This is a genomic window from Siphonobacter sp. SORGH_AS_0500, assembly GCF_031453245.1.
GTDB lineage: Bacteria > Bacteroidota > Bacteroidia > Cytophagales > Spirosomataceae > Siphonobacter.
This window is the reverse complement of record NZ_JAVIYT010000001.1, coordinates 1,535,497-1,562,443: the sequence shown is the minus strand read 5'-3', so window position 1 is coordinate 1,562,443 and position 26,947 is coordinate 1,535,497. Positions and strand designations below refer to the sequence as shown.

Annotated in this window: 19 protein-coding genes; 8 read left to right on the top strand and 11 right to left on the bottom strand. The window is 44.9% G+C overall.

Annotated features, from left to right (window positions below; all coding sequences use genetic code 11):
• The first annotated feature begins 640 nt into the window (after positions 1 to 640).
• Both QE357_RS06440 and QE357_RS06435 read left to right on the top strand, forming a co-directional pair.
• Positions 641 to 1,744 (top strand): sensor histidine kinase, encoded by a 1,104-nt coding sequence (locus QE357_RS06440; RefSeq protein WP_106636366.1) that lies wholly within the window; start codon positions 641 to 643, stop codon positions 1,742 to 1,744.
• Positions 1,741 to 2,493: a LytTR family DNA-binding domain-containing protein gene (locus tag QE357_RS06435; RefSeq protein WP_309706451.1), complete on the top strand. Its 753-nt coding sequence runs from the start codon at positions 1,741 to 1,743 to the stop codon at positions 2,491 to 2,493. Before QE357_RS06440 ends, QE357_RS06435 begins: the two co-directional genes overlap by 4 nt.
• A 221-nt stretch (positions 2,494 to 2,714) precedes the next feature.
• Here QE357_RS06435 and QE357_RS06430 read toward each other — a convergent pair whose 3' ends face one another.
• Positions 2,715 to 3,260: a GNAT family N-acetyltransferase gene (locus QE357_RS06430; protein ID WP_106636364.1), complete on the bottom strand. Its 546-nt coding sequence runs from the start codon at positions 3,258 to 3,260 to the stop codon at positions 2,715 to 2,717.
• Positions 3,261 to 3,412: 152 nt separating this feature from the next.
• On the opposite strand from QE357_RS06430, the gene QE357_RS06425 reads away from it, so the two are divergent.
• The gene (locus QE357_RS06425) at positions 3,413 to 3,949 is read left to right on the top strand and encodes a GNAT family N-acetyltransferase (RefSeq protein WP_106636363.1); all 537 of its coding nucleotides are present in this window, start codon (positions 3,413 to 3,415) and stop codon (positions 3,947 to 3,949) included.
• 215 nt (positions 3,950 to 4,164) lie between these two features.
• On the opposite strand, the gene QE357_RS06420 is transcribed toward QE357_RS06425, so the two are convergent.
• The 5 genes from QE357_RS06420 to QE357_RS06400 all read right to left on the bottom strand — a co-directional run bounded on the left by QE357_RS06420 (position 4,165) and on the right by QE357_RS06400 (position 12,254).
• Positions 4,165 to 5,553, bottom strand: a complete 1,389-nt coding sequence (locus tag QE357_RS06420; RefSeq protein WP_106636362.1) for an efflux transporter outer membrane subunit — start codon at positions 5,551 to 5,553, stop codon at positions 4,165 to 4,167.
• Between the two features lie 78 nt (positions 5,554 to 5,631).
• Complete coding sequence (locus tag QE357_RS06415; protein WP_309706450.1) at positions 5,632 to 8,793, bottom strand: efflux RND transporter permease subunit; 3,162 nt, start codon at positions 8,791 to 8,793, stop codon at positions 5,632 to 5,634.
• Positions 8,794 to 8,844: 51 nt separating this feature from the next.
• Positions 8,845 to 10,035, bottom strand: a complete 1,191-nt coding sequence (locus QE357_RS06410; RefSeq protein WP_309706449.1) for an efflux RND transporter periplasmic adaptor subunit — start codon at positions 10,033 to 10,035, stop codon at positions 8,845 to 8,847.
• A gap of 199 nt (positions 10,036 to 10,234) precedes the next feature.
• Positions 10,235 to 11,578: a HAMP domain-containing sensor histidine kinase gene (locus QE357_RS06405; RefSeq protein ID WP_309706448.1), complete on the bottom strand. Its 1,344-nt coding sequence runs from the start codon at positions 11,576 to 11,578 to the stop codon at positions 10,235 to 10,237.
• Positions 11,559 to 12,254 (bottom strand): response regulator transcription factor, encoded by a 696-nt coding sequence (locus QE357_RS06400; RefSeq protein ID WP_198555206.1) that lies wholly within the window; start codon positions 12,252 to 12,254, stop codon positions 11,559 to 11,561. The genes QE357_RS06405 and QE357_RS06400 overlap by 20 nt, the downstream gene beginning before the upstream one ends.
• 506 nt (positions 12,255 to 12,760) lie before the next feature.
• Here QE357_RS06400 and QE357_RS06395 point away from each other — a divergent pair.
• The 4 genes from QE357_RS06395 to QE357_RS06380 all read left to right on the top strand — a co-directional run bounded on the left by QE357_RS06395 (position 12,761) and on the right by QE357_RS06380 (position 17,901).
• Positions 12,761 to 13,078 carry a tyrosine-type recombinase/integrase gene (locus tag QE357_RS06395; RefSeq protein WP_309706447.1) on the top strand — a complete coding sequence of 106 codons (318 nt, stop codon included), beginning with the start codon at positions 12,761 to 12,763 and terminating at the stop codon, positions 13,076 to 13,078.
• Positions 13,079 to 13,236: 158 nt separating this feature from the next.
• Entirely contained in the window at positions 13,237 to 13,830 is a 594-nt protein-coding gene (locus tag QE357_RS06390; protein ID WP_309706446.1) for a hypothetical protein, read from the top strand.
• Positions 13,831 to 14,064: 234 nt separating this feature from the next.
• Positions 14,065 to 14,607, top strand: coding sequence for a hypothetical protein (locus QE357_RS06385; protein ID WP_309706445.1), 543 nt, complete (start codon positions 14,065 to 14,067; stop codon positions 14,605 to 14,607).
• Positions 14,608 to 15,267: 660 nt separating this feature from the next.
• Entirely contained in the window at positions 15,268 to 17,901 is a 2,634-nt protein-coding gene (locus tag QE357_RS06380; protein ID WP_309706444.1) for a TonB-dependent receptor domain-containing protein, read from the top strand.
• Between the two features lie 472 nt (positions 17,902 to 18,373).
• On the opposite strand, the gene QE357_RS06375 is transcribed toward QE357_RS06380, so the two are convergent.
• From QE357_RS06375 to QE357_RS06355, 5 genes are all read right to left on the bottom strand, one after another.
• Positions 18,374 to 19,981, bottom strand: coding sequence for a Na+/H+ antiporter (locus QE357_RS06375; protein ID WP_106636352.1), 1,608 nt, complete (start codon positions 19,979 to 19,981; stop codon positions 18,374 to 18,376).
• Positions 19,982 to 20,776: 795 nt separating this feature from the next.
• Positions 20,777 to 22,210 (bottom strand): hypothetical protein, encoded by a 1,434-nt coding sequence (locus tag QE357_RS06370; RefSeq protein WP_307142422.1) that lies wholly within the window; start codon positions 22,208 to 22,210, stop codon positions 20,777 to 20,779.
• Between the two features lie 83 nt (positions 22,211 to 22,293).
• Entirely contained in the window at positions 22,294 to 22,974 is a 681-nt protein-coding gene (locus QE357_RS06365; protein ID WP_309706443.1) for an MgtC/SapB family protein, read from the bottom strand.
• Between the two features lie 276 nt (positions 22,975 to 23,250).
• A complete protein-coding gene (locus tag QE357_RS06360; RefSeq protein WP_309706442.1) occupies positions 23,251 to 24,894 on the bottom strand; it encodes a M20/M25/M40 family metallo-hydrolase in 1,644 nt (547 codons plus the stop codon).
• Positions 24,895 to 25,053: 159 nt separating this feature from the next.
• Complete coding sequence (locus QE357_RS06355) at positions 25,054 to 25,863, bottom strand: glycogen/starch synthase (RefSeq protein ID WP_106636348.1); 810 nt, start codon at positions 25,861 to 25,863, stop codon at positions 25,054 to 25,056.
• A gap of 216 nt (positions 25,864 to 26,079) precedes the next feature.
• Between QE357_RS06355 and panC the strand changes: the two genes are divergently transcribed.
• A complete protein-coding gene (gene panC, locus QE357_RS06350; protein ID WP_309706441.1) occupies positions 26,080 to 26,919 on the top strand; it encodes a pantoate--beta-alanine ligase in 840 nt (279 codons plus the stop codon).
• The last annotated feature ends 28 nt before the right edge of the window (positions 26,920 to 26,947 follow it).

The following is a 26,947-nucleotide window of genomic DNA, read 5'->3' as shown; positions in this document are numbered from 1 at the left end:
AATCTTCCGCCGAGGGGGGTGTCCTCACCGACCACTAGGCTTTTTTCTCAGGATCAGACCATGTCAATCCGTAGGTAACTCCGGATTACATCCGGGGCTATTCAGGTTGAGCCCCTCTGGGGTTTTGGCTCCCTTTTCAATCAACTCCCCTACCTCCACCGTGGCTGGGGAGGACACCAGCCACGGTGGGAGATTGGCGTACGGGCCCGTCCAACGTTTACCCCGGATTGCATCCGGGGCTATCCATGTTCAACCCCTCCGGGGTTAGTATTCTCATTTACAAACGTCTTGCCTACCTTTATAGGTTTTTCTTCCCAAACTGAAAACTGAAAACTGAAAACTGAAAACTGAAAACTGAAAACTCAAAACTCAAAACTGAAAACTCAAAACTCAAAACTGAAAACTCAAAACTCAAAACTGAAAACTGAAAACCGTAGCGACGGTCGCTCAAAACTCAAAACCGCAGCGGCGGCCGCTCAAAACTCAAAACGCTAAACTCCGAACCCTCTAAATTCCCGATTCATCCGACTCAACTCGTCATTCGTCGGTTATGATTTTCAAATACATCTGCTGTACCTGATTTTTGTAGGGGAGTAAGGTCGGACTTCCTCTGATCTCCCAAAACTTTGAAAGCAACCCCATGGCGAATCGTTTGACATCCATCCAAAAGTGGCAGCTATCGCTGAGTCTCGCGTTAATTTATACCTTAACCGTGATTTACGCGACTACGACCGACCCACTGTTAACCATGGATCGGTTCTATCATGAACTACGGTTCGCTCTTCCTTTTTTCACGATCTCTTTCGGTCTCTTCTATATTTGGCTGAGCATTACCGATTGGCTTCAGCTCAAATTTTTTAATTATTTTGGTGAAAATTACCTGCTGGAATTTAAGCTTCAGCCCCAAATCATTTCGCTGCTGGTGTCGCTGGTGCTAGCCTTCCTTTTTAATTTTTTCCTCCATAAAAGTCTTCGCATCGCGATGGAAGCCATTTTTCATGTCTTCCCTCCACAAAACACACCCATGCCCAAACGTTCTGCCGAAATGTGGGCCTTGGTAGTTCGGGCAAACAACGGGCTTTCGGTGATGATTATGCTTACTGCTTTTTACCTTATCGCGGCAGTGCGGGCTACTCAGCGGGTGCAGGAAATACAGCTTCGTTCCGAGAGATTGGAAAAAGAACACGTGCAGGCTCAGTTTGCGGCTCTGAAAAATCAGGTTAATCCTCACTTTCTCTTCAATAGCCTGAGCATTCTGTCTTCAGTGGTACACATTGATGCCAACTTATCAGAGAAATTCATTGCCCAGCTCTCCAAATCGTACCGCTATATTCTGGAGCAGAAGGATAACGATCTGGTGTCTTTGAAGACCGAACTTGAGTTCATTCAGTCGTATGCTTTCTTACTGGAAATCCGTTTTCGGGAGAAGTTTAGCGTCCAGATTGACGTGCCGGAATCCGCTCAGCAACTCTATAAAATTGCTCCCTTGACCTTGCAATTACTGATTGAAAATGCCGTCAAGCACACTCGCATGTCCAGCAAAGAGCCGTTAACGGTTTCTATCAAAATTGAAAATCAGGAGTTGATCGTTGAAAATGGCTATCGCCCTCGCCTACAGCCGGAAGTATCTACCGGGTTAGGGCTAAAAAACATTACGGCTCGTTATAGCCTGCTAACAACCCACGCGGTCTGGTACGGACATATTGGAGATTCATTTGTCGTTAAAATTCCCTTATTAGCATGAACGTAGTCATTATTGAAGACGAGTATCTGACCGCTGATCGGCTGGAAAATCTCATCCATAAATACGATTCGTCGATTCAAATTATCACGAAACTTCCTTCGGTTTCAGAGGCGGTAGAGTGGTTTAGTGAAAACCCTGCTCCCGATCTGGCTTTCATGGATATTCACCTGGAAGATGGGCTAGCTTTTGCCATTTTTGATCAGATTTCGCTGAAAGTCCCGGTCATTTTTACCACGGCTTACGACGAATATACCATTCAGGCCTTTAAGGTAAACAGTGTAGATTATTTATTAAAACCTATTGATTTTGAGGAGCTAAGAGCGGCTTTGGATAAATTTAAATCGCTACGCCAGCCCGCCCCCGATCTGAGGAACATTCTTCAACTGATTCAGAAACCCCAGGAAACGGAATATAAAACCCGCTTCATGGTGTCCATCGGTACGAAAATTCATAGTATTGAGATCAATCAGATTGCTTACTTTTTTTCAGAAGAAAAAATCACGTTTCTGGTTACCCACGACGGACAAAAGTTACCGCTGGAACTGAGTCTCGACAAACTGACACAGGTAACGGACCCGTCTCGTTTTTTTCGGGTGAATCGGCAGTTTTTGGTAGCCTTTCAATCCATTGACTCCATTCATACCTACTCAGCGGGCAAACTAAAACTGGAGTTAAAACCCGAAGCACGGGCGGAAGTATTTGTGAGCGGTGACCGCATTACTGATTTTAAGAATTGGCTGGGGCGGTAAAACACCTCCATTCAAGGAATTAATCAGGCACGTCCTATCAGACAGAATAGTGTACAACAGCTATGTATGTTATAAAAGATCACTTATCAATCCATTCATAATCTGTTGATTACTTAGCAGACAAGGCCAGAAAACAGTAGATTTTGCTAGTAATCATTCGTAACACGAAAGCTTTTACAGCAAAGCAATTTTTCAAATTTGAAATCCCCTTACCTAATTTTTCATTCAAATTTAGGATTGGTCCACCCCATTACGATGTCACATTCAAAAGTATTAGTGTCTATCCTTATTCTGTTTCTCAAACGTCCTTCTCTGACAAACCCTATTTTCGTATAGATATCAATAGCTTTCGAGTTAGACTCTCTGGCAAATAGTTCTACTCTTAGTATATCTCGTTTATAGTTAGATACAAACTCCAATAAGGTTTCAAATAGCTTTTTACCTAACCCCATACCCTGATAATCAGGATCTATCGCAATTGTGAGATCACTTAAAATGTGTTTAAATACCTTAGGTTCTGGCTTGTAACAATGAATTTCTCCAACCACCCGGTTTTCTTTCGATTGGTCTATCACCACAAATTGTAACCCATCTTCAATCGATTTCCTCGTAAAATTTTCTACGTAAGCTTGCGTTATCTCATCTTCTTCTCGAGCTAATCCTCCTTTATTTCGTGCTACATTTTTGTATAGGCTTACTATTTCCATACTATCTTCCAGACATGATTTCCTTATAATAAAGGTTAATTTTTGATCTGTCTTTGCCATAATCTGCTACGTCTTATTCGTTCAATAGACAAACACCTTTTACCGTATTTGATACTTAACAAGTATAGCGATTACTTCCAATATTTGTTACATTGAGACGTTATCGTAACTTTTTATTTTACATTCTTTTTTCATTTTTGAAAACACTATCGATGATTCTTCAAATTAATCAAGACCTTACCCTTGAGTCACTCGATAGGGTTCATAGCTCATCTATTTTTCAACTGGTAACGGAAAACAAAAACTATCTCAGTCCCTGGTTACCCTGGGTCGGCTTGGTGCGGGCTCCTTCCTTTTTTGATAACTATGCAGACGCTTCCCAGCTACGAAGCAAACACGGAGGAGAATTTGCCTTTGTTATTAAAGAAAACGATACAGTAGTCGGAAGAATCGGGATTTATAAGATTGATACACAAAACCATAGTGGAGAAATCGGCTACTGGATTGCCCCCTCCAGCCAGGGTAAGGGCCTCATTACTCAGGCTACCCAGCGTTTGTTGAAGTTCGGTTTTGAGGAGTTACCATTAAATAGAATCGAGATTAAGTGTGCGATAGGGAACACTAAAAGTCAGGCCGTTCCTGAGCGTTTAGGGTTCACCAAAGAAGGCATTTCCCGACAAGCAGAATTTCTCCACGGGCAATACGTGGATATTGTGGTTTACTCGAAGCTGAAAAGTGAATGGGTTTAACCGTAGGATGCTGGAGACGTCGCAGACGCTTTTCTCAGGATCCGCGTTGGAAACGTGGACTAACTAATCACGAACTGCCCATAATTAGCAAAACTGTTTGCTGCCCAGACGCGATGAATCGCATCTCTACCTGGTTGTTATTAGGCCTTTTCAACAAAAAAGTCCGGCGGAAAACCACCAGACTTTTTAACTATACACCTATAAAACTAATAGTTCTATTTCCAGCCACCGCCCAGTGCCCGATATAGCGACACTACTGATTGCAATTGCTGTAGCCGATCACTGACGCTACTCAATTCTGCCGACAGCAGGCTTTGTTGAGCTACCAGAACTTCGGTATAGTTGGCTGAGCTGTATTTTAATAACTCTTTCGTATAATCCACCGACTTTTGCAGGGAATTCAACTGACGACCGCGAATCATAGCACGCTCCGTAGCCGTTTGATAGGCAAATAATGCATTAGATACTTCCTGACCTGCGGTTAATAAGGTTCCCTGAAAGTTCAGCAAAGCGTTTTCCTGATCGGCCTTGGCTGTCCGTAAACGCACTTTGTTGGTTCCCCGGGCAAAAATAGGCTGAGCTATACCCGCCGCGAGGTTACCAAAGATGGATGTCGTTGAGAATAAACCGCCCAGTGAAAGAGCCGAAAGACCTCCGTTGGCTGTCAGGGTTAATGATGGATAGAAGTACGTCCGGGCTACATTCGTTATTTCAAAGGCACTTCGATACGAATATTCCGCCGCCTGTACATCCGGACGATTACCCAGCAACTGAGCCGAAACGCCCGTATTTAACGTTTCCATGGGTACCTGAGCTTCCAGCGTGGTGCGGGTAATGGCACCGGGAGCACGAGCCAGCAATACGCTCAATGCATTTTCAGTTTCCCGAATGGTTTGCTTCAGGGTAGGAATCGTTACTTCCGCCGCATACTGACTGGCTTCACTCTGCACGACGGCGGCTCCGGTTACTACGGCGGCCTCTTTCAAATCCTTCATCGTCTCTACGTTCGATACCCAGATGTCCACGTTTCTCTGCGTAATGGCGAGCTGGGCATCCAGGGCCAAAAGCGAATAATAGGCGTTGGCAATGTCCGCAATTAACTGTGTCTGCACCGCACGTTTCGTAGCCTCGCTTTGCAGTAATAAAGCCAGGTTTGAACGTTTGGCACTTCTCAATTTACCCCAGGCGTCTGCTTCCCAACTGGCGTTGGTATATAACTGAAACTGGCGTCTGGCAAAACCCGTCGCTGCACTGGGTACGTTAGGTACCTTAGCAAAAACCCCCGTTCCATTCCCCGTCACGTTCGGGAAAAAATTCATCCGGCTTTGGTACAGGTTTGCTTCCGCTACTTCAATCCGGGTAATTGCTGACTTTAAGTTCAGGTTATTATTCAAACCTTCCTGAATCAGGTTTTGTAACGTAGTATCGGAAAACATGTTTCGCCAGGGCATATTTGCCATACTGGTGGTATCCGTGCCCCCGTCCCGATACAGGCCCTCTGTACTTACATTAGGCCGGTTATAATTCTGCGTTATTTTGCAGGCAGCAAGTCCTTGCAGAAGAATGAACACCGCGAACGACTGCCACAAAAGTTTCCTATTCATATCTATTAAAATGTCAATGGTTGACCGAAAAAGCAGGTTCCTTTTTCACGTATCGCCTCGCCTGCTTTTTCATTCCTATTAACGTCCCTGACCGGCCATCAGATCCGCGTGTGATTTTTCCTCGGTTTGCAGTTGCTTGGGAGAACCGCTGATTTTCTCCTGCAAGGTCTGGAAGATGATAAACAGTACCGGGATAATAAATACCCCGAGTAAGGTACCAATTAACATCCCGCCAACGGCTCCTGTACCAATGGAACGGTTCCCCAGGGCACCCGCACCAGACGCCAGCATCAACGGCACCAGACCCAGAATAAAGGCAAATGAAGTCATCAAAATGGGTCGGAGACGAGCTTCGGCCCCATCCACGGCGGCCTTCACAATGTCCATTCCGTGTCGTCGGCGTTCAACGGCGTATTCTACGATCAGAATGGCATTTTTCGCCAGCAGACCAATCAACATGATGATTGTAATCTGAAGGTAAATGTTGTTATCAATGCCAAAAATGCGGGCAAAGATGAACGTTCCGGCCAGACCGACGGGCAGTGAAAGCAATACCGCCCAGGGCAGAATATAACTCTCGTACTGAGCACTCAACAGGAAGTAAACGAAGGCCAGACAAAGCATAAAGATGTAAATCGTCTGTCCGCCACTCTGAATTTCTTCCCGCGTCATACCCGAGAATTCGTAGCCATAACCGGCGGGTAACTTCTCAGCCGCCACTTCCTGAATGGCTTTAATCGCATCCCCGGAACTGAAACCAGCTTTGGGCGTACCCGTGATGGAAACCGAAGTAAAGAGGTTAAATCGCGTAATTGTTTCTGGACCATAAACCCGATCCATCGTTACGAATTCCGAGATGGGAGCCATCGTTCCATTCGCATTCCGAATGTAAACGGAGTTCAGACTGGACGGGCTAGCCCGGTACGCAGGATCGGCCTGAATCATGACCCGATATTGCTTGCCAAACTGGTTAAAGTTAGACGCATACACCCCACCGAAATATCCCTGCAAGGCACTCAGTACTGCGTTCACCGTCAGACCGGCTTCTTTCGTCCGGGCCACGTTCACATTCACCATGTATTGCGGGAATGTTGGGTTGAAAGTCGTGGTAGCAAACTGAATTTCAGGGCGTTTCAATAGGGCCGCCATGAAGTCTTTTTCCACTTCAAAAAGTCGGTCAATGGTTCCACCGGCCCGATCCTGTAACTGTAATTCAAAACCGTTACTGGTACCAAAACCCTGAATGGTTGGAGGCGAGAAGAATACGATTTCGGCCCCACGGATATGGCTGGTTTTGGCAAAAAGATCCCGGATTACGGCGTTAATATCCTGATCGGGACGTTCTTTCCAGTCCTTCAAACCGATGATTACCATCCCGTACGAACTCCCGTTACCACTGATGATACTCCGACCAGCCAGACGCGTCGTGAATCGAACGGCGGGCATTTCCCGGGCAATCTTATCTACTTCATTAGCAATGGCCGTTGTCCTTTCTACGGAAGAAGCAGGGGGTAAAGTGATGTTAGCAAAGATGGTTCCCTGGTCTTCGTTCGGAACGAAACCGGAAGGCGTGGTGCGAAGTAACCAGACGAAAATTCCGGCAAACACCGCAATAGCACCCAGAGCCACCCATTTCTTACCGGAAAGGAAAGTGACCGAACGGGCATATTTTGTAGTTACAGCATCAAAACCCGTGTTGAAGGCCGTATAAAACCGCTGCATGAATCCTTTTTTGTGCTCCTTATCGTGCGGTTTGAGGAACATAGCACAAAGAGCCGGACTCAGCGTCAGGGCGTTAATGGCCGAAAGGATGATGGAAATTGCCAGCGTCAGACCAAACTGTTTATAAAACACCCCCGTTGAACCACTGATGAAACTTACCGGCACGAATACTGCCGCCATTACCAACGTAATCGAAACGATGGCACCACTGATTTCACTCATCGCATCAATGGATGCTTTGCGAGCGGAAGTATAACCCTCATCCAGCTTGGCGTGCACCGCCTCTACTACTACGATGGCATCATCCACTACGATACCAATCGCCAATACTAATGCGAATAGCGTCAGCAGGTTAATCGTAAATCCGAACAGGTTCAGGAAGAAAAATGTACCGACAATCGCTACCGGCACCGCAATAGCGGGAATCAGCGTCGAACGGAAGTCCTGAAGGAAGATAAATACGACAATAAATACCAGAATAAAGGCTTCGATCAGCGTGTGAATTACTTTCTCAATCGAGGCATCCAGGAAGTTATTGGCATTTAGCAGCTCGGCGTAATGTACCCCGGGAGGGAATGACTTTTCTGCTTCCTTGATTACTTTTAGTGAGTTTTCGATTACCTCCTGAGCATTTGAACCCGCCGTTTGGTTAATCGCCAACGCTACCGATGGATACCCCTGTGACGTTGAAATACTGGCGTAACTCTGAGCACCGAGTTCAACCCGGGCGATGTCCCGTAAACGCAAGACCTGGCCGCCGGGCGTTGAACGGATAATCATATTCTCAAACTGAGCCGGATCTTTCAAACGACCGGGATATTTGATAATATACTGGAAAGACTGATCGCTGCTTTCGCCAAACTGCCCCGGAGCTGCTTCCACGTTTTGTTCCGCCAGAGCCGCCGAAACGTCGTCAGGAATCAGACCATACGTTGCCATCACATCAGGTTTCAGCCAGATCCGCATGGCGTAATCGCGTAAACCAAATGCACTGGCATCCCCTACCCCGGTTACCCGTTTGAGTTGAGGCACAATGTTAATGTTGGCGTAGTTTTGCAGGAACGTCTGTTCGTAAGCTTTGTTTTCGCTGTAAAGTGTGAAAATCAACACGTTACTACTCTGACGCTTACTGGTAATAACCCCCGCCCGGGTTACTTCCTGAGGCAGCAAACTCGTTGCCCGCGACACCCGGTTCTGCACGTTTACTGCCGCCAGGTCAGGGTTCGTTCCTAGTTTGAAGAAGATGGTAATCGTAGCGGTACCGTCGTTGGCAGCCGTAGAAGTCATGTAAGTCATGTCTTCTACCCCGTTGATCTGCTCTTCGAGCGGTACAATCACACTACTTAATACTACACTCGCGTTAGCCCCGGTGTAAGTTGCCTGCACCTGAACCGTTGGCGGAGCAATTTCAGGATATTGAGAAACGGGTAAGGTTACCAGCCCCAATATCCCCAGCATGACAATAATGATGGATATAACGGTGGATAATACCGGCCGTTCAATAAATCTCTTAAGCATAAAAATGTTGATTTTGGGCTTGTTAGCCAGGGAATCCCTTTACCTCCTAACCTACTGAGCGTTGGCAGTGGTGTCTGCCTTCACTGCTCCCGGCTTAATTTCCATGTCATCGCGGAGAGCCGTAATTCCTTCTACCACGATCTTGTCACCCGCTTTCACTCCTTGCGTAACAATGAATGACTTCCCGTCGGTGGTTGGTTTCACCTGAACCTCCACGCTCTTCACTTTGTTACCCTCCGCTACCAGATAGGCCAGGCGTTTACCCTGTAACTCGTAGGTAGCCTTCTGAGGAATAATCAAGGCGTTTTCAATGTGTGAAGTAACCCGAACCTGACCCGTGCTCCCACTCCGTAGAAAACCATCTGTATTAGGGAACGTTGCCCGGAAATTGGCCGAACCCGTTTCAGTACTGATCAAACCACTGGCCGTTTCTACGCGACCTGGCTTTGAGTATACCGAACCATCGGAAAGCACGAGTGACACACTAGGTAAAGTCGCCAGTTTCTGCTGAAGTGTGTTGCCTTTGGTATCCCGGAAAAAATCAAGTAATTGTTTTTCGTTAAGCGAGAAATAAGCGTAAACGTTACCAATGTTGGCTACAGTCGTTAAGGGCGTTGTGGTAGACTGGCTTACCAAACTTCCTAACTTCAGGGGTAACAGACCAATTACGCCATCGACAGGGCTGGTTACCCGCGTGTAGCCAAGATTAATTCTAGCATTAGCGAGTGTAGCTTTTGCCTGAGCCAGTGCAGCCTGTCTGGATTGAAGGGTATACTCCGCCGATTCCAGTTCATAATGGCTGATGATGTCTTTTTCTACCAGCGGCTTTACTTTATTTACTTGCATCTGAGCGGCGTTTACGTCAGCTTCGGCAATTTTGATGCTGGCCTGAGCCGTACGCAAATCTTGTTCATATTGGGGAGCACTGATCTGAAACAGCACCTGACCTTTCCGAACTAATGCTCCTTCATCTACGAAAATACGTTCAATATATCCGTCAATTCTGGGACGAATTTCTACGTTCTCCTGGCCTTGCAAGGTGGCCGGATAATCTGTATAAATATCCGTGGCACGAGCCTCAATGGTCATGACCGGGTATTCTTTAGGAGCGGCTGGCTGTTGAGCCGCTTGCTGTTTTTCATCTTTTTTCCCACAGGAAAAAGCAAAAATCAACATAAACAGACCCATGCCTGCGGCAATCCTACGGTTTGCAAATGGCGATCGAAATGGGATAAAATGCATTACTCTTCGGCTATTAAACTTGTATTATTCTGTGACTTACAACCGAGCGTCTTTAAAATTTGTTTCGTCAGGTCGGCTAAAACTAGTTTTCACTGATTTCAGCGTTCAAATAAAAAAACAAAATCTGTCGAGATTCTGACGGATTTTGCCGCTTCTCGACAGATTTTGCTTACTTATTAATTTTCAGGAGACTATAATTTTATTCTCCCCAACTAATGCGGATGCAATGCTGCAAATGCCGATATTCATAAACACAGGAAAACTCCAGCGTTTCACAAATGGCCTCGACAATAGCCAGTCCCAGACCCAGTCGGCCATCATCAGTAGATTTTGTATGATATCTGGAAAAAATGTCTTCCCCCATAGGTTGGTTGACTACGCCTGTATTACTGATTTCGAAGCCCTGTTTCTGATGGGTAATTGAAATTTTCCCTTCATTCACATTATGCTGAATGGCATTTCGGATCAGGTTGTCAACCATGATTCGCACCAGTTCTTCATTGGAGAAGATTCGGTTTGGGATGCCTTTGTCGTGCTGGACTTCGAGGTTTCTGTATTCAATTAACTCTTCGTAAGTTTCCAGACTCTCGCTGATGATGTCATTGACCTCCAGCTCCGTTTTGGCAATTTTTCCGGCATACTGAATGCTGCGAATGCGGGAAAGCAGGTTCAATCCTTTATGAATGCCCGAAAGCCGGACGATGGTTTTCTTAATGTCCAGTAACTCTTTTCTTTCTTCGGATTTCAGCTCGGTTTGCTTCAAAATCAATTCTACCTTAGCCAGCAATATGCTTAACGGCGTTTGCAGTTCGTGGGCCGTATTTTCGGTAAATTCCCGTAGCTCATTATAAGCAGATTGCGTTTTATTCGTAAAATCAAGCACGGCCTGATTGAATAATTCAAACTCGCGAACGCTGGTTTTCTGTAAAAGCAGAGGTTCCTTATTACGAATATTGTAGGACTTGATCCGGCGTAAATTATTATAAAACGGTCGCCAGAGGTTATACGAAACGCGATTCAGGTTGATCTGAAAAAAGGCCCAGTTCAGAATAAAAAACAGCACTAAGCTAAAGACCACCGCAAAAATTACGGCCTCACTCTCTGGCCCTCCCGGCTCATTCATGGTTACTTCCGTAACCGTTACTTCATACAGTCGGTTTTTGACCGGAACAGTGCGGATGTATTCTTTTATCCGTTTATTATTCAGGTGTTGATTCAGCGAAAAAATCGTCCAGAAATTAAACGAACTGTTTACGTCTTCCAGGTCGTAAAACTGATAGGTAAAGTAGGAATACGGCTTGGCATCCGGGGGTAATAACTGATACGCAACGCCATCCCGAATGGGCAGTTTCCCGGTTTTCTTAACCGCAGAAGCAATTTCTTCGACCTGATTTTTAAACCGAATTCGATAAAAAATCCGGTAATAAACATCGATAACGTAGTTGTTAAACAAGATAGTTAATACCAGCAGAATGGGTAAGGCTACGATGTAAACCTTTTTGATTTTCGTGATAAAACGCTTGCTATACTGACTGGTTGCCATCTGCTTTCTTTAAGGTATAACCCATTCCGTACATTGTGACGATACTGACTTCGCAGCCTTCTTTCTTCAGTTTTTGCCGGAGATTTTTAATGTGGGTATAAATGAAATCGAAGGAATCAACCATGTCGATATTATCCTTTAATACATAGTCCGACAGCGATTCTTTGGAAACCGTGCGGTTTTTGTTCATCAGTAAGTAATACAGAATCCGAAGCTGGCTGTGGGTTAATTTCAATTCCTGCCCATTGACTTTCACCTGGTTATTCATCAGATCGTAGGACAGGTTATAGTACATCATTTCCTCTTCTTCCTGCGGATGCCGACGACGAATGATGCTTCGAATTCGGGCGATTAATTCATCCAGATGAAAGGGTTTCACGAGGTAATCATCCGCCCCCAGATTGAGTCCCTTGAGTTTATCATCAAGACTGTTACGTACCGAAATAATGAGCACGCCGGGGTGCGAATCCATGCTCTGAATATCGGCGAAGAGGTCGAAGCCCAGACCACCGGGCAGGTTGATATCCAGGACGACTACGTCATAAATTTTATCCGTCAGTTTTTCGCGGGCCTCCAAGAAGGACAAAGCCGTTTCGCAGGAAAAACCTTCCTGAACCAAAGCCGAGCGAATGCTGTCGGAAAGCAACTTTTCGTCCTCAACCAGTAGAATTTTCATAATCATTCAATTTCTAAAGGACGAAGTAAAAAAACAATTCTGTCTAAATTCTGTCAGTTTGATTTTCGGTTTTTAGTTGGCTGTTTTCAATGATTCTGTGAAGCCGCTTCCGCCGTGGTCGGTGTTTTCATGCAACACATTCTTTTACAATCGGCTGGTGAGACACCTGCCGTGGCGTGAAAAGATAGGGGAACGCCTTTTACCCAGACGCGATCAATCGCGTCTCTACGTAATTATGTTCTGTCTGCTATTCCCGTAACCTCGCAGGGACCATTGTTTCCATTTCTTCCACCGTGGTTGGTGTCCTCACCAAACACTTCCTTCTGACAATCAGCTGGTGAGACACCTGCCGGGGCGGAGGTCTTCACCAACCTACGCTCTTTCGGATTTACAATTCCTAGTTCCAGCCATCTTCGATTTTCCGGTGTCTTCACCAACCACATCCCTACAATTGGCTGGTGAAGACACCAGCCAGGGAGTGAAGACGTCCATCCATTCAGATCAGAGTGAATGGTAACCTTATCAGAAGGCCTTTTAGGCTTCTTCGAAAGTATTACCGTACCTATCAACCCAAAGAATGGCTTTTTGAAGGACAATATGGGAACCAACCCTATAGTACTCGAAGTTTGCTGCAGATTTTTCATCGAGTGAAGACAATAGCTGCAATTCGACAAGGGGTCACCTTTTACAGTCTTAGGCATAGCTATGCGACCCATCTACGAGAGAGAGAAACTGATATTAAGCTCATTCAGGAGTTATTGGGTCACAACAACTTAAAGACAACCTTACCATATACCGACGTGAGCCATCGCTCTTTAGAATAAGTCAAAAGCCCTTTTAATGATTTAAGCATAAAACAGATCAAGGAATAATATGCATATAAGACTGCCCCCTAAGGATAGTAATTATCTATATTGGAATAAAAAAATCAAGACAAAACTTGCGTATATTTGGGAATTAGCAGTAATTGTAAAACGACCCGATGACGAAAGAAGGTTTTCAAAAATTATGGACTTTAAATTACCCAGACACTGTACCGATTTCGTATCTGTTTAAACACGACTATTCTGAAAGATGGTTTAGAATTCATAGTTTGCCCAATTCTAAACGTTATGCAGAAGACGAAAGCGAATGGCAAATTCTACTTTCACGACAAAACGAAATAATTACAGATTTCTTTGGTCTTGAAACGCCAATTTTAATTGTAGCAGAAGAATATAATTGGGGCGACAACAGACAAATACACATTACTGACGAAGAAGACATATTCAAACCGTTTTCTTTTGTACGGCTTGACAATATTGAATTGAATAAAATCGACTCTGAAGAATATAACGAGCCAGACATTTACAGACCTGCCTTTGCACTGACTATTTGGAAACCAAAGTATCATGACAACCTTTTAAGAGAAATCGCCAATGACAATATCAGGGCGTACTTCATTTCGTTTGACAAGAATGTAATTGTTGCACCGTATGATGGTGGCGTTGACTTTGTCCTTAAAGATATTGCAACAAAAGAGAATTATAAGAACAAGTATAGACAATGGCTATCAGAACGAGAAGATGGACTTTAAAAATGAAATAGAAATAACTACTCTACTGCCAACAAGGTACGGTCAAAAGCGAGGCTGAACGGCTTCGATTGGGCATTTGTGCCAAGTTCAACATTCGTTCTTCGATTCTACTTTTGTACTAAAAATCCCCGCCTTCGGGAATATATAAACCGTTACCTACTATTATAGAGCGACATATTTCAAATAACAATGGGATTATTTGACAAAATATTTAAACGAAAAACAAATACCAAAATGAATGAAGAAAATTTGCCTTCATTTTGGGAAGACGATTATTGTCAAATTGAAATAGTTCCAAGAAAGAATATTGAAAATATTATAAACTCAATTAAACAAATAGGCGATTTCACTGAAAAGACAAGAACTGAATATGGATTTACTGACATTTTTATAAGAGAAGACTTACCTTTTCCAACGATAAATGAAGAATTAAGAATTGACTTTTTTGAAAATTTTCTAACGGAAAAAAGATTTGAAAAAGCTAAACAAATTCATTATGATGAATATACGATAATTAGCTGTTCTTCTACTACTTTTAATGCGTTCAGTTTGCCTTGCTTCAATTTTTTTTACGACTGCAAAGACGAGTTTGTAAAAAATATTTGGATTTCTACTTCTCTAATTACTTCAGCTGATTGGTTTAGCAAAATTGAAGAAGCACTTTACGAATTAGGTGAAAGTTGTGAAATGGTTCTGATTAATTGGAACAGTTCTGAATTAATAGACTTAACAGACAGAACCCAAATTAAAGACTATTTAATGAACTATTGGAAATAATGATTAGCGATAAACAACTACGCTCTTTCGGATTTATAATCCCTAAAGCAACGCTAACCACCTCTTACCCAGACGCGATGAAGTCGCGTCTCTACCTAAAATGCTTGCTTGGTATGCTTTTCCAGATTGGCAATCATTCGCCCAGGTTGGTGTCCTCACCAACCCCTATGCTTTATATGAATGGCTGGTGAAGACACCAGCCAGGGCAGGAGATTAGCGTATGGGCCCGTCCAACGTTTACCCCGGATTAGCATCCAGGGCTATTCAGGTTGGGGCTATTCAGGTTCAACCCATCCGGGGTTATATCTCCCATTTCAAAACGTCTTCTCTATCTTTACGGGTTTTCTCTTTTCCAAACTCCAAACTCCAAACTCCAAACTCCAAACTCCAAACTCCAAACTCCAAACTCCAAACTCCAAACTCCAAACTCCAAACTCCAAACTCCAAACTCCAAACTCCAAACTCCAAACTGCAGCGGCGGCCGCTCCAAACTCCAAACCGTAGCGACGGTCGCTCCAAACTCCAAACCGCAGCGGCGGCCGCTCCAAACCCAAAACCCGTCATTCGTCGCTAGTTATTGGGCACTCGGTAAGTTTCATTTCGTCAGTATACGGCTTCGTGGCACCTTTGTATCGTTCTATTTCCCGTACGACAAAAGCGATGAAACGATACTATATTTCTTCAATCTTACTTTCGACTCTGCTTGGACTTGCCAGTTTCAGTCAGAGTTCCGCTCAGGTGGTGACACCAGCCCCTGATTCGTTGAAAACCACTGCTCGGGATTCGGCACAAACGGCAACACCCGCTCCACTAGTTACGACAAACCCTACGGTAACGGGTTCTCTCGTAGATTCTACTTCTGGTAAACCCGTTGAATTCGCCAGCATCGCTCTGTATAACAGACAAACTAATCAACTTATTACCGGAACTGTAGCCGATGGCAAAGGCCAGTTTGCCATTGGTAACGTTACTCCCGGACGGTATCGCTTAGAAGTAACCTTTGTAGGATACGAAAGCAAACGGATTGACCCAGTTACCGTAAGCGGTCCACTGGCACTGGGAGTTATCAGGTTAAAATCTGATTCGAAGACTTTACAGGAAGTAACCGTTACCGGGCAAAAAGCTCTGATTGAAGAGAAGGTAGACCGTCTCGTTTATAACGCTGAAAAAGATATTACTTCCAAAGGTGGCGATGCTTCCGACATTCTGCGGAAAGTCCCTATGCTATCCGTCGATCTGGATGGTAATGTTTCAATGCGGGGAAGTAGTAACATTCGGGTGTTGATTAACAATAAGCCTTCCACCATCGTGGCTGGTAGCGTAGCCGACGCTCTCAAGCAAATTCCTTCCGACGAAATTGCTACGGTGGAAGTGATTACTTCTCCCTCCGCCAAATACGATGCCGAAGGTTCTGGCGGGATTATTAACATCATTACCAAGAAAAATAACCTTCAGGGCTTTAACCTGAACCTCGATACGGGCGTGGGTAACCGGGGCTCCATGCTGGGTTTACGCGGAAATTATCGAACGGGCAAAATGGGCTTTACACTCGGTGGTTTTGGTCGGGCAGAATATAATGTAAAAACCCGCTCTTCGTTGGATCAGACTAGCATCATTGATAATAATTCAATCCTGACCCGTCAGACGGGTGATGGTATGAACCGGGGGTTAATGGGCCGTTATAGTCTGGGCTGGGATTTTGATATCTCGAAAAACCAGAGCCTTTCGGCGGGCATTAATTACGGCGTTCGCAACCGGACGACTGACCAGGATTATATGACTCAAATCTTTACCAACGGTGTAGCTGGAACCGTAAAGAATCGAGACGTAACTTCTAAAAATAACTCCGGCACGATTGATATGAACCTGGATTACATCCATACGTTCAAGCCTCAACAGGAATGGAGTATTTCTGCTCTGTATAGCCGTAATGACCTGATTAATAACTTCGATGCTAATTTATTAAATGTCAATGAATTAACGGGTCGTCAACGAAACCTGAACGATAACCTGAACCAGGAGTTTACTCTGCAAACGGATTACCAGACGCCAATTAAGAAAAATCAGATGCTGGAATTTGGGTTGAAAGGCATCATGCGGAAGGTGAACAGTAACTATGAATACCTCCTGGCGGGCCCAACGGGTGGTTATTATCAGCAGGAAAATAATCCCTCTGGCTTCCTTGATTATAGTCAGAATATCGCTGCTGGTTACGCTTCTTACACGTATACGACAAAGAATAAAATCACGATTAAAGCGGGTACCCGTTTCGAGCATACCGTCATTGACGCTCAGTCGAATACCAGTTCCAACATTGCCATTCCCAACTACAGTAACTTCGTACCGAGTTTAAATCTTTCGAAAATGTTGAAAGATAACTCGATGATTAAACTGGCTTACAACCGCCGGATTCAGCGTCCAGGTATTCAGCAGTTGAACCCTAACTTCAACGCAGCAAACCCCCAGAATATCACGATGGGTAACCCTTTGCTCCGTCCTGAATTAACGGATAACGTGGAGTTAGCTTTAAGTAAAACCATTCACAAAGCTTACATTAATGCAGCCCTGTTTGGACGGATAACGAACAACTCCATTACCCAGGTTCGGACGCCACTGGATACACTTGCCGGTGCCATCCTGACGACGTATCAGAATATTGGTTCGGAACACGCTGCCGGAATCAACCTTTTCGCCAAATACGACGTGAGCTCCAGCTTCAGCTTTGACTTATTCACTAATACGTTCTATACTCAACTGAAAGGTACTACCACAGGCGTAGACGGATTATCCCTTGACGTGAAGAATTCAGGAGTTAACTTCGACGTGGGAGGTCGTATTCAGAGTACCTTCAAAAATGGCTGGGGCCTACAGGCCTTCGGGATGATGAAAGGTCCTCAGGTACAGCTACAAGGTCGAATGGCTGGTTTTGGATTTTACTCTTTAGGTGTGAAAAAAGACTTCGCGAACAAAAAAGGAAGTATTGGTATTGCAGCCGAGAACTTCCTGACCTCCAACATTCGGATGCGTACGGAACTTACATCGCCTCAGTTTACTCAGGTTAGCGATATGTACATGTACAATCGTGGCGTTCGCTTAACCTTCAGTTATAAAATTGGAAAAATGAATATCCAGGCTCCCCGTAAGAAAACGAAGTCGATTCAAAACGATGACATTAAAAGTGACGGCGGTGGTGCCGACATGAACAATACTCAGGGCTCAGGCAGTAGCGGAGCAGCTCCTGCGGGCGGTGCTCCCGCGGGTAACAAACCTCCCGTTTCTACCCCTAAACGATAGTCGTTTTTTTATACATAGAGTTTGACGTCAAACGCCTCCGGCTGTGCTGGGGGCGTTTACTGTTGGTACTAAGTTCTGGGAAAGTAATACCTTATCTACCTGGCATTTAGTAGGCCAGAGCATTTTTTTCTTACTACTGTTCTGTCATTCAGAGCGAACGAAGAATCTCATACGACTTTGCGAACTTCTAGCGGTCATAAGGAAACTTTACTAACCTTGGCACCGTCTCATTCGACAGAAGCTCTCTCCCTTCGGTCGAGATGACAGGCCAGGGGGTGTTACTTTCCTTTTTACCTGTCCATTGCTTCTTCCACTATCATTCAACCCTGCCAAAGACTGTTCTCTGAGTTTAATCTGATAGCTTCCTAAATTCATAGATTACCAGTCTAGACATAAAAAAACATCCCCAAAGTTTTAAAACTTTGGGGAAGCTAACGGAGATGAAAACATCAATTCTGATGGTCATCACTCACTACTTCATAATCTTCAATCGACTCTGTACCGAAACATTCCAGACGTCAAGTTCACCTTCCAGTTTCCGAACTAACTCTTCGGGAAATTTATTTTCTTTGATTAACTCGACCATTTGATTTCGCTGGAAGTTGATCACCTCCAGTTCTCCAAAAATATACTTTTTGAATTTCTCCCGTTTTTCTTTCAGCGAAGGTTCTACGCCATCCGTCGGAATGGACCCGTATAAATAACGAATCTGCTGTTCAAAACGATTCCGTAGTCCAGCACCAATTTCCTCCTGATCAATGAGTTTTGGCAGCTCCTGCTCAATAAATTGGATGGACGAGCGAGCCATATACAGACGAAGTTTTCGCTCCAGAGCAGCTTCCTTATCAGGGTCTTCACTGACTTTCAGTCGCTTCACAAAATAAGGCAAGGTAAGTCCCTGTAAAACGAGCGTTACCAGAATTACGATGAAGGTAATGAAGAGAATAATATTCCGATTGGGAAAGGGCTCCCCATTCGCTAGGGTTAACGGCAAAGCCAGGGCCGTTGCTAGAGAAACCACGCCCCGCATGCCAGCCCAGCCAATGATGAATAACTCGCCCTTGCTTTGCTTGGCTCCGTTTCGATAACCAAACTCAAAGGGAAATTTGGCGATAACAAACAGCCAGGCCATACGAATAAAAATGGCCGCAGCACTTACTAATAAGCCATAAAGAATCAGGGTACCTAGCGATTGATTGGGAATGTCTTGTAAAATCCAGGGGAGCTGTAGCCCAATTAAAATGAAAACGAATCCATTGAGCAGAAAGCCCAGCAATTCCCAGAAGTTATTACTCAGAATACGTCCCTGAAAAGAGAACACTTCCGACGAACGCCAGGAAACAAACAAGCCCGTCGCCACAACAGATAATACGCCTGATACCTTAATGTGTTCGGCAAAAAGGTAGGATACAAAGGGAATCATGATGTTCAGGCTGGCCTCAACTGTGGCGTTGCCCTGTACTTTCCGAAAAACCCAGACGAAGGCGTAACCAATGGCCAAACCGGCCAGAACGCCACCAATGGCTAGTATAAAAAACTGAATACTGGCCTGCCAGAGCACGAAGGTTCCACTGGCAACAGCCACCACGGCATACCTATACGCAATTAGGGCAGACGCGTCGTTCACCAGACTTTCGCCTTCCAGAATTGTTGTAGTTCGGCGAGGTAATCCTAATCCCTTGGTGGCACTGGTAGCGGCTACCGCATCGGGTGGCGAGACGATGGCTCCGAGCACAAAAGCCAGCGGCCAGCTAAAGCCAGGAATGCAGTAATGAGCCACAACGGCAATAACCGAGGTTGTTAAAAAAACTAACCCGATGGCTAATCTGGAAACGGGTTTTCGGTGGGTTTTTAGTTCCTGCCAGGAAATTTTCCAGCTGGCTTCGTATAGTAAAGGTGGCAGAAAGATTAGAAAGACGACGTCCGGCTCGAGGCGAACGTTAGGTAAACTAGGCGTAATTCCGACTAATAGTCCACCAATAACCAGCACAATTGGGTAAGGGACTTTTAGTTTGGGAGCCAGAGCTGACAGACCTGCCAGGATAGCCATTAAGATTAAGATAGGTTCAAGTATCTCCATGGAAACAAAAGGTAATCTGAAGGTATAAACTATTGGAAGGCTATTTATACAAGACCTGTCGTCACCTGAAAGTTCCGCATGTTTTTTACTTTACTACTTTTTATTGTGGTCTAAAGAAACAGACCTAAATGCTGGCAGAGTAACCTTAGTATAAATTGATACAATTATCAAAGCTGGCCTGCACTGTCAATGTAAACTGGTGAGAATAATTGGGTTGATGAGGTATACTTTTCAGATTGATAACCTCCATTTGCAGATTCTAGAGAAATGCAAGTAGGCTTATTTTTGAAAAGGAAACCTTACCCCTAAAGAGGTCTACGCTCTTTAGGATTTGAAATCCGAAAGCCCTCTGTAAGGGATTTATAATCCCTACGGTAACACTAACCGTCTCTTACCCGGATGCGACTTCATCGCATCTCTACCTGAATAATCGCCTGTTATTGGGGATTGTTAACTCAAAAACTCCGTCATGGTTGGTGTCTTCACCAACTACCAGGCTTTTAGTAATGGCTGGTGAGGACACCAGCCAAGGCGGAAGATTGGCGTATGGGCCCTTCCAACGTTTACCCCGGGTTTTACCCGGGGCTACCCATATTCAACCCCTCCGGGGTTAGGGTCTCGATATCCAAACGTCTTGCCTACCTTTATGGGTTTTTCCTCCCCAAACTCCAAACTCCAAACTCCAAACTCCAAACTCCAAACTCCAAACTCCAAACTCCAAACTCCAAACTCCAAACTCCAAACTCCAAACTCCAAACTCCAAACTCCAAACCGCAGCGGCGGCCGCTCCAAACTCTAAAGCGTAACCGTTCCAGCCACGACCTGATGATACGGCAGGCTCATTTTCCAGGTTTTGTTTTTGTAACGACACAGGATGTTCTGGACTTTTCCTTCTTCCAGACCAGGACGATGGGCGGCTACTACTACTAACTTATTATCCAGCACTGCGGCTCGAACACCCATCGGATTGGGATCTTTATACATATAATCAAACCAACTGATGCCTAGTTTCTGAGCTTTCGCCTGCCAGTTTTCAATATCGTTGGTCCAGGTTTCACCGTTGTCCAGTGAAAATTCGATGTGTAGGTTATACTCTGTTTTCGGATTTTCCCAGAACTTGTTAAACTGCGAAGCCCGCCACTTTCCTGCTTCCAGAGCATAATCAGCGGCATTTAAGTCTACGCCCGGATTCCAGTTACATAGCCCTCCACCCGAGCGAGCAGCTCCGCTTACTAACATCAATAATGGTAAAGATTCACAGATGTGGGGAGCAATCATTTCCAATCCTCCCCCTTCGTAACGCGTCATTACCCAACTGAAACCCCGGTAATTTTTATCAGCAGCATAAGGAGCTCTGGGATCAAGCCATTCCAGACATTTTTTTATGTGCAAACTGCTGCGTTTAGCGTAATCCTGAAAATTAGCATAGGGTTTTCCCTGCCCAATTAATACTTCCTCGTAATGGGCATAAGGCATCATCTCGAAGTAGGTAAATCCATTTTGCTTATACAGATTATAACGGGAAGTACCGCCGATCTGGCCGTAAGGATTAGCAGGGCCGCCATTCCCTTCCGGGTACAGATTACCCATCCCTGAAGCATACATTCCAAATTCAACGTTAGGATGTTCCTGACGTAATAGCTTCACTCCTTCCGCCAAAACCTGATTGTTTTTCCAGGCTGCTGGAAAACCCTCTAAATCAAGATCGAACATGATTCTGGCATTTCCCCAACCATAATTTTCCGCCCTTGAATACCACCAGCCCATGAGGTAGTTTTTCACATCAACGGGCGTCACCGTTACTGGATTCGTCCATAACCCGTGTAAAGCCCCCTGGCTTTTGCATAAATCATCATCACCTAGCATTTCATACAATCCCGTTCCCGGTGGGAGGGTCTTCAGAAACGCTCTGCCCTGAGCATTCGTAATCTGCTGATACGCCTCTTTTTCAACCAGTGTCCGAATGGGAAAAAAGGTATTTCCTTTTAATACAAACGCCCTTTGTTGGTCGATTTTATCCGGCGAGAGTTTCATGGCAGCCCAGAAAGAACCTTTGGGCATTTCGAAATCAGGAATTTCGGACAAACTTAGTTTCGTCAACCGCAGGGCATTGACGGGCTGAAAAGTAGCCGCTGTATACTGCGTAGTTTGCTCGGAAGAATTCGTACAGGTATCAACGCGGGGAGTTACTCCTAATAAAATAAATAAGGCTAATGAATGTATTTTCATGTAGTCAAGGAAGGTATGTTCGGTATAAGTTCAACGTACGAAACTTGCGATTTGTTGGTTCAACTCGCTTTTTCTGAATTTCCTTATCCGTTTTCATGCCAGACGACATCTTTAACCAGTGGAGAGGTCTGAATCTGACGAATCAACCCAAACATTTCCTGACCGGAAGCCAAGGTTTTGATTTTCAGATAAATAATTAACTCTTTCGATTTTTTCTCAGTGCTTAGGTAAGAGATTGTAACTCCCTGATCCGTTAGAACCTGTTGCAGTTGATCTAGTACTGCTGGCCCAGCTTCTGCTTTTATTTTGATCACCTGCTGGTGATGTTTGGTGAAGAATAGTTTTTGCAAAGGCTTTAATCCCAATAAAATAAACAGTATGGTAATAGTAGTTAGAAAAGCCGCGAAATACATGCCTCCTCCCGCAGCTAACCCTACCGCCGAAACGGTCCATAAGCCAGCCGCAGTAGTTAGCCCCCGTATAATTTCGTTTCTTAAAAACAGAATTGTACCTGCCCCAATGAAGCCAATCCCACTCACGACCTGAGCCGCCACCCGCGAAGGGTCCAGCGAAACGTGTTCAACACCCCGAACATCCTCAAAACCATACGTAGATACCATCATCGCCAGACAGGAACCTACGCAAACCATCATATGGGTGCGTAGGCCAGCGGTCCATTCTTTGCGTTCGCGTTCCATTCCTACCAATCCACCACACAAAGCTGCCACGGCAATGCGTGTAACTACGGTTGTCCATTCGATCATAATAGCTCTGATTTTACAGAAAGAACGGAAAAGATCAGACCAGTAATGGCTTAGCTTTACTGGATTATCCCAATTGAGTAGAAAAGGTTCATGTTTCCCAGACGCTAGTGCTGCCAGTGGAAAAGCTGGCCAGGCTACGCTTGTCTTTTTAATGTAACCCCACTTAAGATACCTATGACAATGAATGAAATGTTAACCAAGTATCAACTCCCTTAGAAACTAGTGCTGCCAGCGAAAAAGCTGGCAGCGGGCATAGGGAAACTATTAAACTTAATATTACTTTCTGACTTCAAAAAAGTCGCCCTTATTCCAGGTTGGTCGGGCTGGGTTTTGAGCGATTTGGTAACTAACCAGAAAATTAACCTGCACGTATTTAACTCCGGCTGACCATACAAACGAATCGTTTAGATTGTCAGAAACTTTGTGGTAATGGGCATCCCGCCAGATTCTCACCTTCTCAGCCAGATTCAAAGCTGGATTTGCTTTCGCATAACCATATTTAATGTGCAAAGCCGGAATACCTGCTTTCACGAAATTATACTGATCACTCCGCACAAAGCGACCCTCGCTGGGATCAGGATCGGTTTCTACCTGTAAATGCAGAGCCTGGGCGGCGTTTTCTACAGTTGTTAACAGGCTACTATGTTCAGCTCCCAACGGAGCAACCGATTCCAGTGGAGCTAATAGCGTAGGCATATCGGTGTTAATATCTGCTACGATTTGTTTTTGGGGAACAGTTGGAAAAGCCGTAAAATACCCCGAGCCCAGCAAGCCCATTTCTTCGGCGGTTGCCATTAAAAACAACAATGAACGCTTGGGCTTTTCCTTCAGATTCGCATACATTCGGGCAACTTCCAGGGCACAGGCTACGCCCGAAGCATTGTCGTGAGCCCCATTGTAAATGGAATCGCCGTTAACGGGTTTTCCTACCCCAAGGTGATCCAGGTGGGCAGAATGAATGACATATTCTTTCTTCAACTTCGCGTCAGAACCTTCAATTTTCCCGATGACATTGTAACTCAGCAGATTAGTAAATTTACTCTCATAATGCCCTTTCACTTTACTTTTTAGCGGTCGACTTACGTATTCGCCCCGTTCCAATTTTAGCCAGAGTTCATCCAGAGCAATGTTTTCGGCCTGCATGAGTTGCTGCAAAGCCTGCACGGAAAGGCCCCCTGCTACCTGTATTTTTCCTCCCAAAGCCGCCGCCGAACTTACCCGTTCGCCGGATTTTGAAACCGATGCATTAATGCCATTCAGGCTATAATTCGTTGCTGACGTTTTAAAAACGACCGGGTTGTTCGTGTAGTTACAAACCAGTACACCGATAGCTCCGTGTTTGGCTGCAAAGGCCTGAGCCGTAGCCGGATAATTCAGGTGAAGTTTTACGTTGGCCGCCGCATCTTCCGGAATTTTACGCAAAACGACGACGATTTTTCCTTTCACATCAATATTCCGGTAATCTTCAAAATTGATTTGTGGTGTATCAAAACCCGCCCCAACGAAAACCAGTGGAGCATTGAAGTCTACGGATTCTTTTTCGGGATGTGGCGTGAATACATAATCAACGCCCCATTGCCATTGTTTCTCCTCGCCCGAAGGCAAAGTCAGGGTTAAGGCCGCCGTGGCAGGGTTAATTTTTGAGTTTCGCAGGTACACTTCCTGAAGATATCCGCCTTTCTCTCCAGCGGGCTGTAAACCCATCTTTTTATACTGCTCTACGACATAATCAACGGCCATTTTATACCCAGGCGAACCGGCCTTCCGGCCCAGTAATTGATCGTCAGCTAAGTAGGCGACGTGAGCTTTAATCCGGTTGGAATCAACATTGGAAAGATCATTTAAAATAGATTCAGGAATCTGGGCGGAAGCCGTCAGCGAAAGAACGCAGCTGAACAGCCCAACGATTTTTTTAATCATGCGTGATAAAGTGCTTGAGTGGAAATCTAAACAAAGCGGAAGAGGCAAGATACAAAAAGCCCCGCATATAGCCGAAGTACTAGGTTTGGGGCATAAAAAAGCCGCCCGTCGTTCGTGACGACGGGCGGCTTTGCCTGTATAGGAGATCAACCCTTCTTTCTAGTTCATCAACTCCGTATAGAGTGAATAAAACTTGTCTGACATTTCTTCCTGTTCTTCGGGTAACTCTACCTTCTTCTCAGGATTATCGTTCAGGATTTGATTAACGCTTTCGCTGTAATCTTCAACGGCTTTAATTACTACATCAGCGTATTGAACTCCGATTTTAATAAAGCCATCGTAATCTAAAGAACTAAGACTTAAAAGCATGTCGTCATTAATGTCGAGTGCTTTTACTTTGTCGAGTAATTCTTCGGTAAATTTATAATTGAATGAATTATTATAAACCGAGAACACTGACTTGGTATCTTTGAACATCGGATCTTTCCGATACGTTGTTTTCAGATACAGGGGAATCAGAGCCGTCATCCAGTCATTACAGTGAACAATATCGGGTGACCAGCCTAATTTACGAACCGTTTCAATGACGCCTTTGCAAAAGAAAATGGCACGTTCGTCGTTATCTTCGTAGAATTTCTCATCTTTATCGAAGAACACTGATTTCCGGTGGAAATAGTCTTCGTTATCAATAAAGTAGACCTGCAACTTGGCACTTGGTACGGACGCTACTTTGATCACCAGTGGTTTTTCATCGTCGCCTACCGAAATATTGATCCCGGAGAGACGAACGACTTCATGAAGGCGATTTTTACGCTCATTGATCAGTCCAAAACGAGGAACCAGTATTCGGATTTCCATGCCCCGCTCCTGCATAGCCTGGGGAAGTTTTCGCACGTATTCGGCAACGTCTGTGATTTGAAGAAAGGGATTGATCTCACTGGCAACGTACAAAATCCGGAGTTTACTCATGGGGCTTCAAGAGTTTACGAAATGGGTAAGGATATTCCAAATTCGCTTGCAAAAATATAAAAAAAACGCCTAAAATCCATGAATTAATTTATAAAAAACTATACTTGCAAGTTTTTGACGAGCTGAACTTTTGTACCCTGTTCATAAGTTCACTTCTTCATTAAACCTGACTCTCAGGACTTCAGGCATACGCACTTTTGAAATTTATTGCAGTCCATGCATCTCTTTACTACTATTGCCGAGTTACGTTCCTTTCTCGCCCAGCAGCCCCAATCCATCGGATTTGTGCCCACCATGGGAGCTTTACACGAAGGACATTTACAATTAATCCGAAAAGCCCGGGCGGAAAATGAACGGGTGGCTTGTAGCATTTTTGTAAACCCCATTCAGTTTAATAACGCTGAGGATTTAGCCCGTTACCCCCGTACTCTGGAGCAGGATTCTGCCTTGCTGGAAGCCGCCGGATGCGATGTCATTTTCGCTCCCTCAGCCGAGGAAATGTATCCCTCCGCTCCAGTTATGACTTTTGACTTTGGTCCGCTGGAACGAGTGCTGGAAGGGGCCTTTCGCCCCGGTCACTTCAATGGCGTAGGCATTGTGGTTTCCAAACTTTTCCACCTGGTGCAACCTACGCGGGCGTATTTTGGGCAGAAGGATTTGCAGCAATGTCTCATCGTTCGTCGGCTGATTAATGACCTGAGTTTCCCGATTGAGTTAATCATTGCTCCTACCGTTCGGGAAGCTGACGGATTGGCCATGTCTTCCCGCAACCGCAACTTAACGCAAGAAGAAAGGGCTTTGGCTCCGTTCATTCAGGCGGAATTACAAAACGCCAAACGTGCCCTGGAGGCCGGGCTGAGCGTACCTCAGGTAAAAGCAGCCTTACTTCACGCTTTTACCGAGCAGCCCGCATTTAGTCTGGAATATTTTGAAGTAGCCAATATCGAAAACTTACTTCCGCTGGAAGTTTATACTCCCGGACAACCCGCTGCATTGTGTCTGGCAGCACACTTGGGGAAAGTTCGGCTGATTGATAATGTATTAGTAAATGCATAATACTAAGTAAGCCCGGCACTTCACAAAA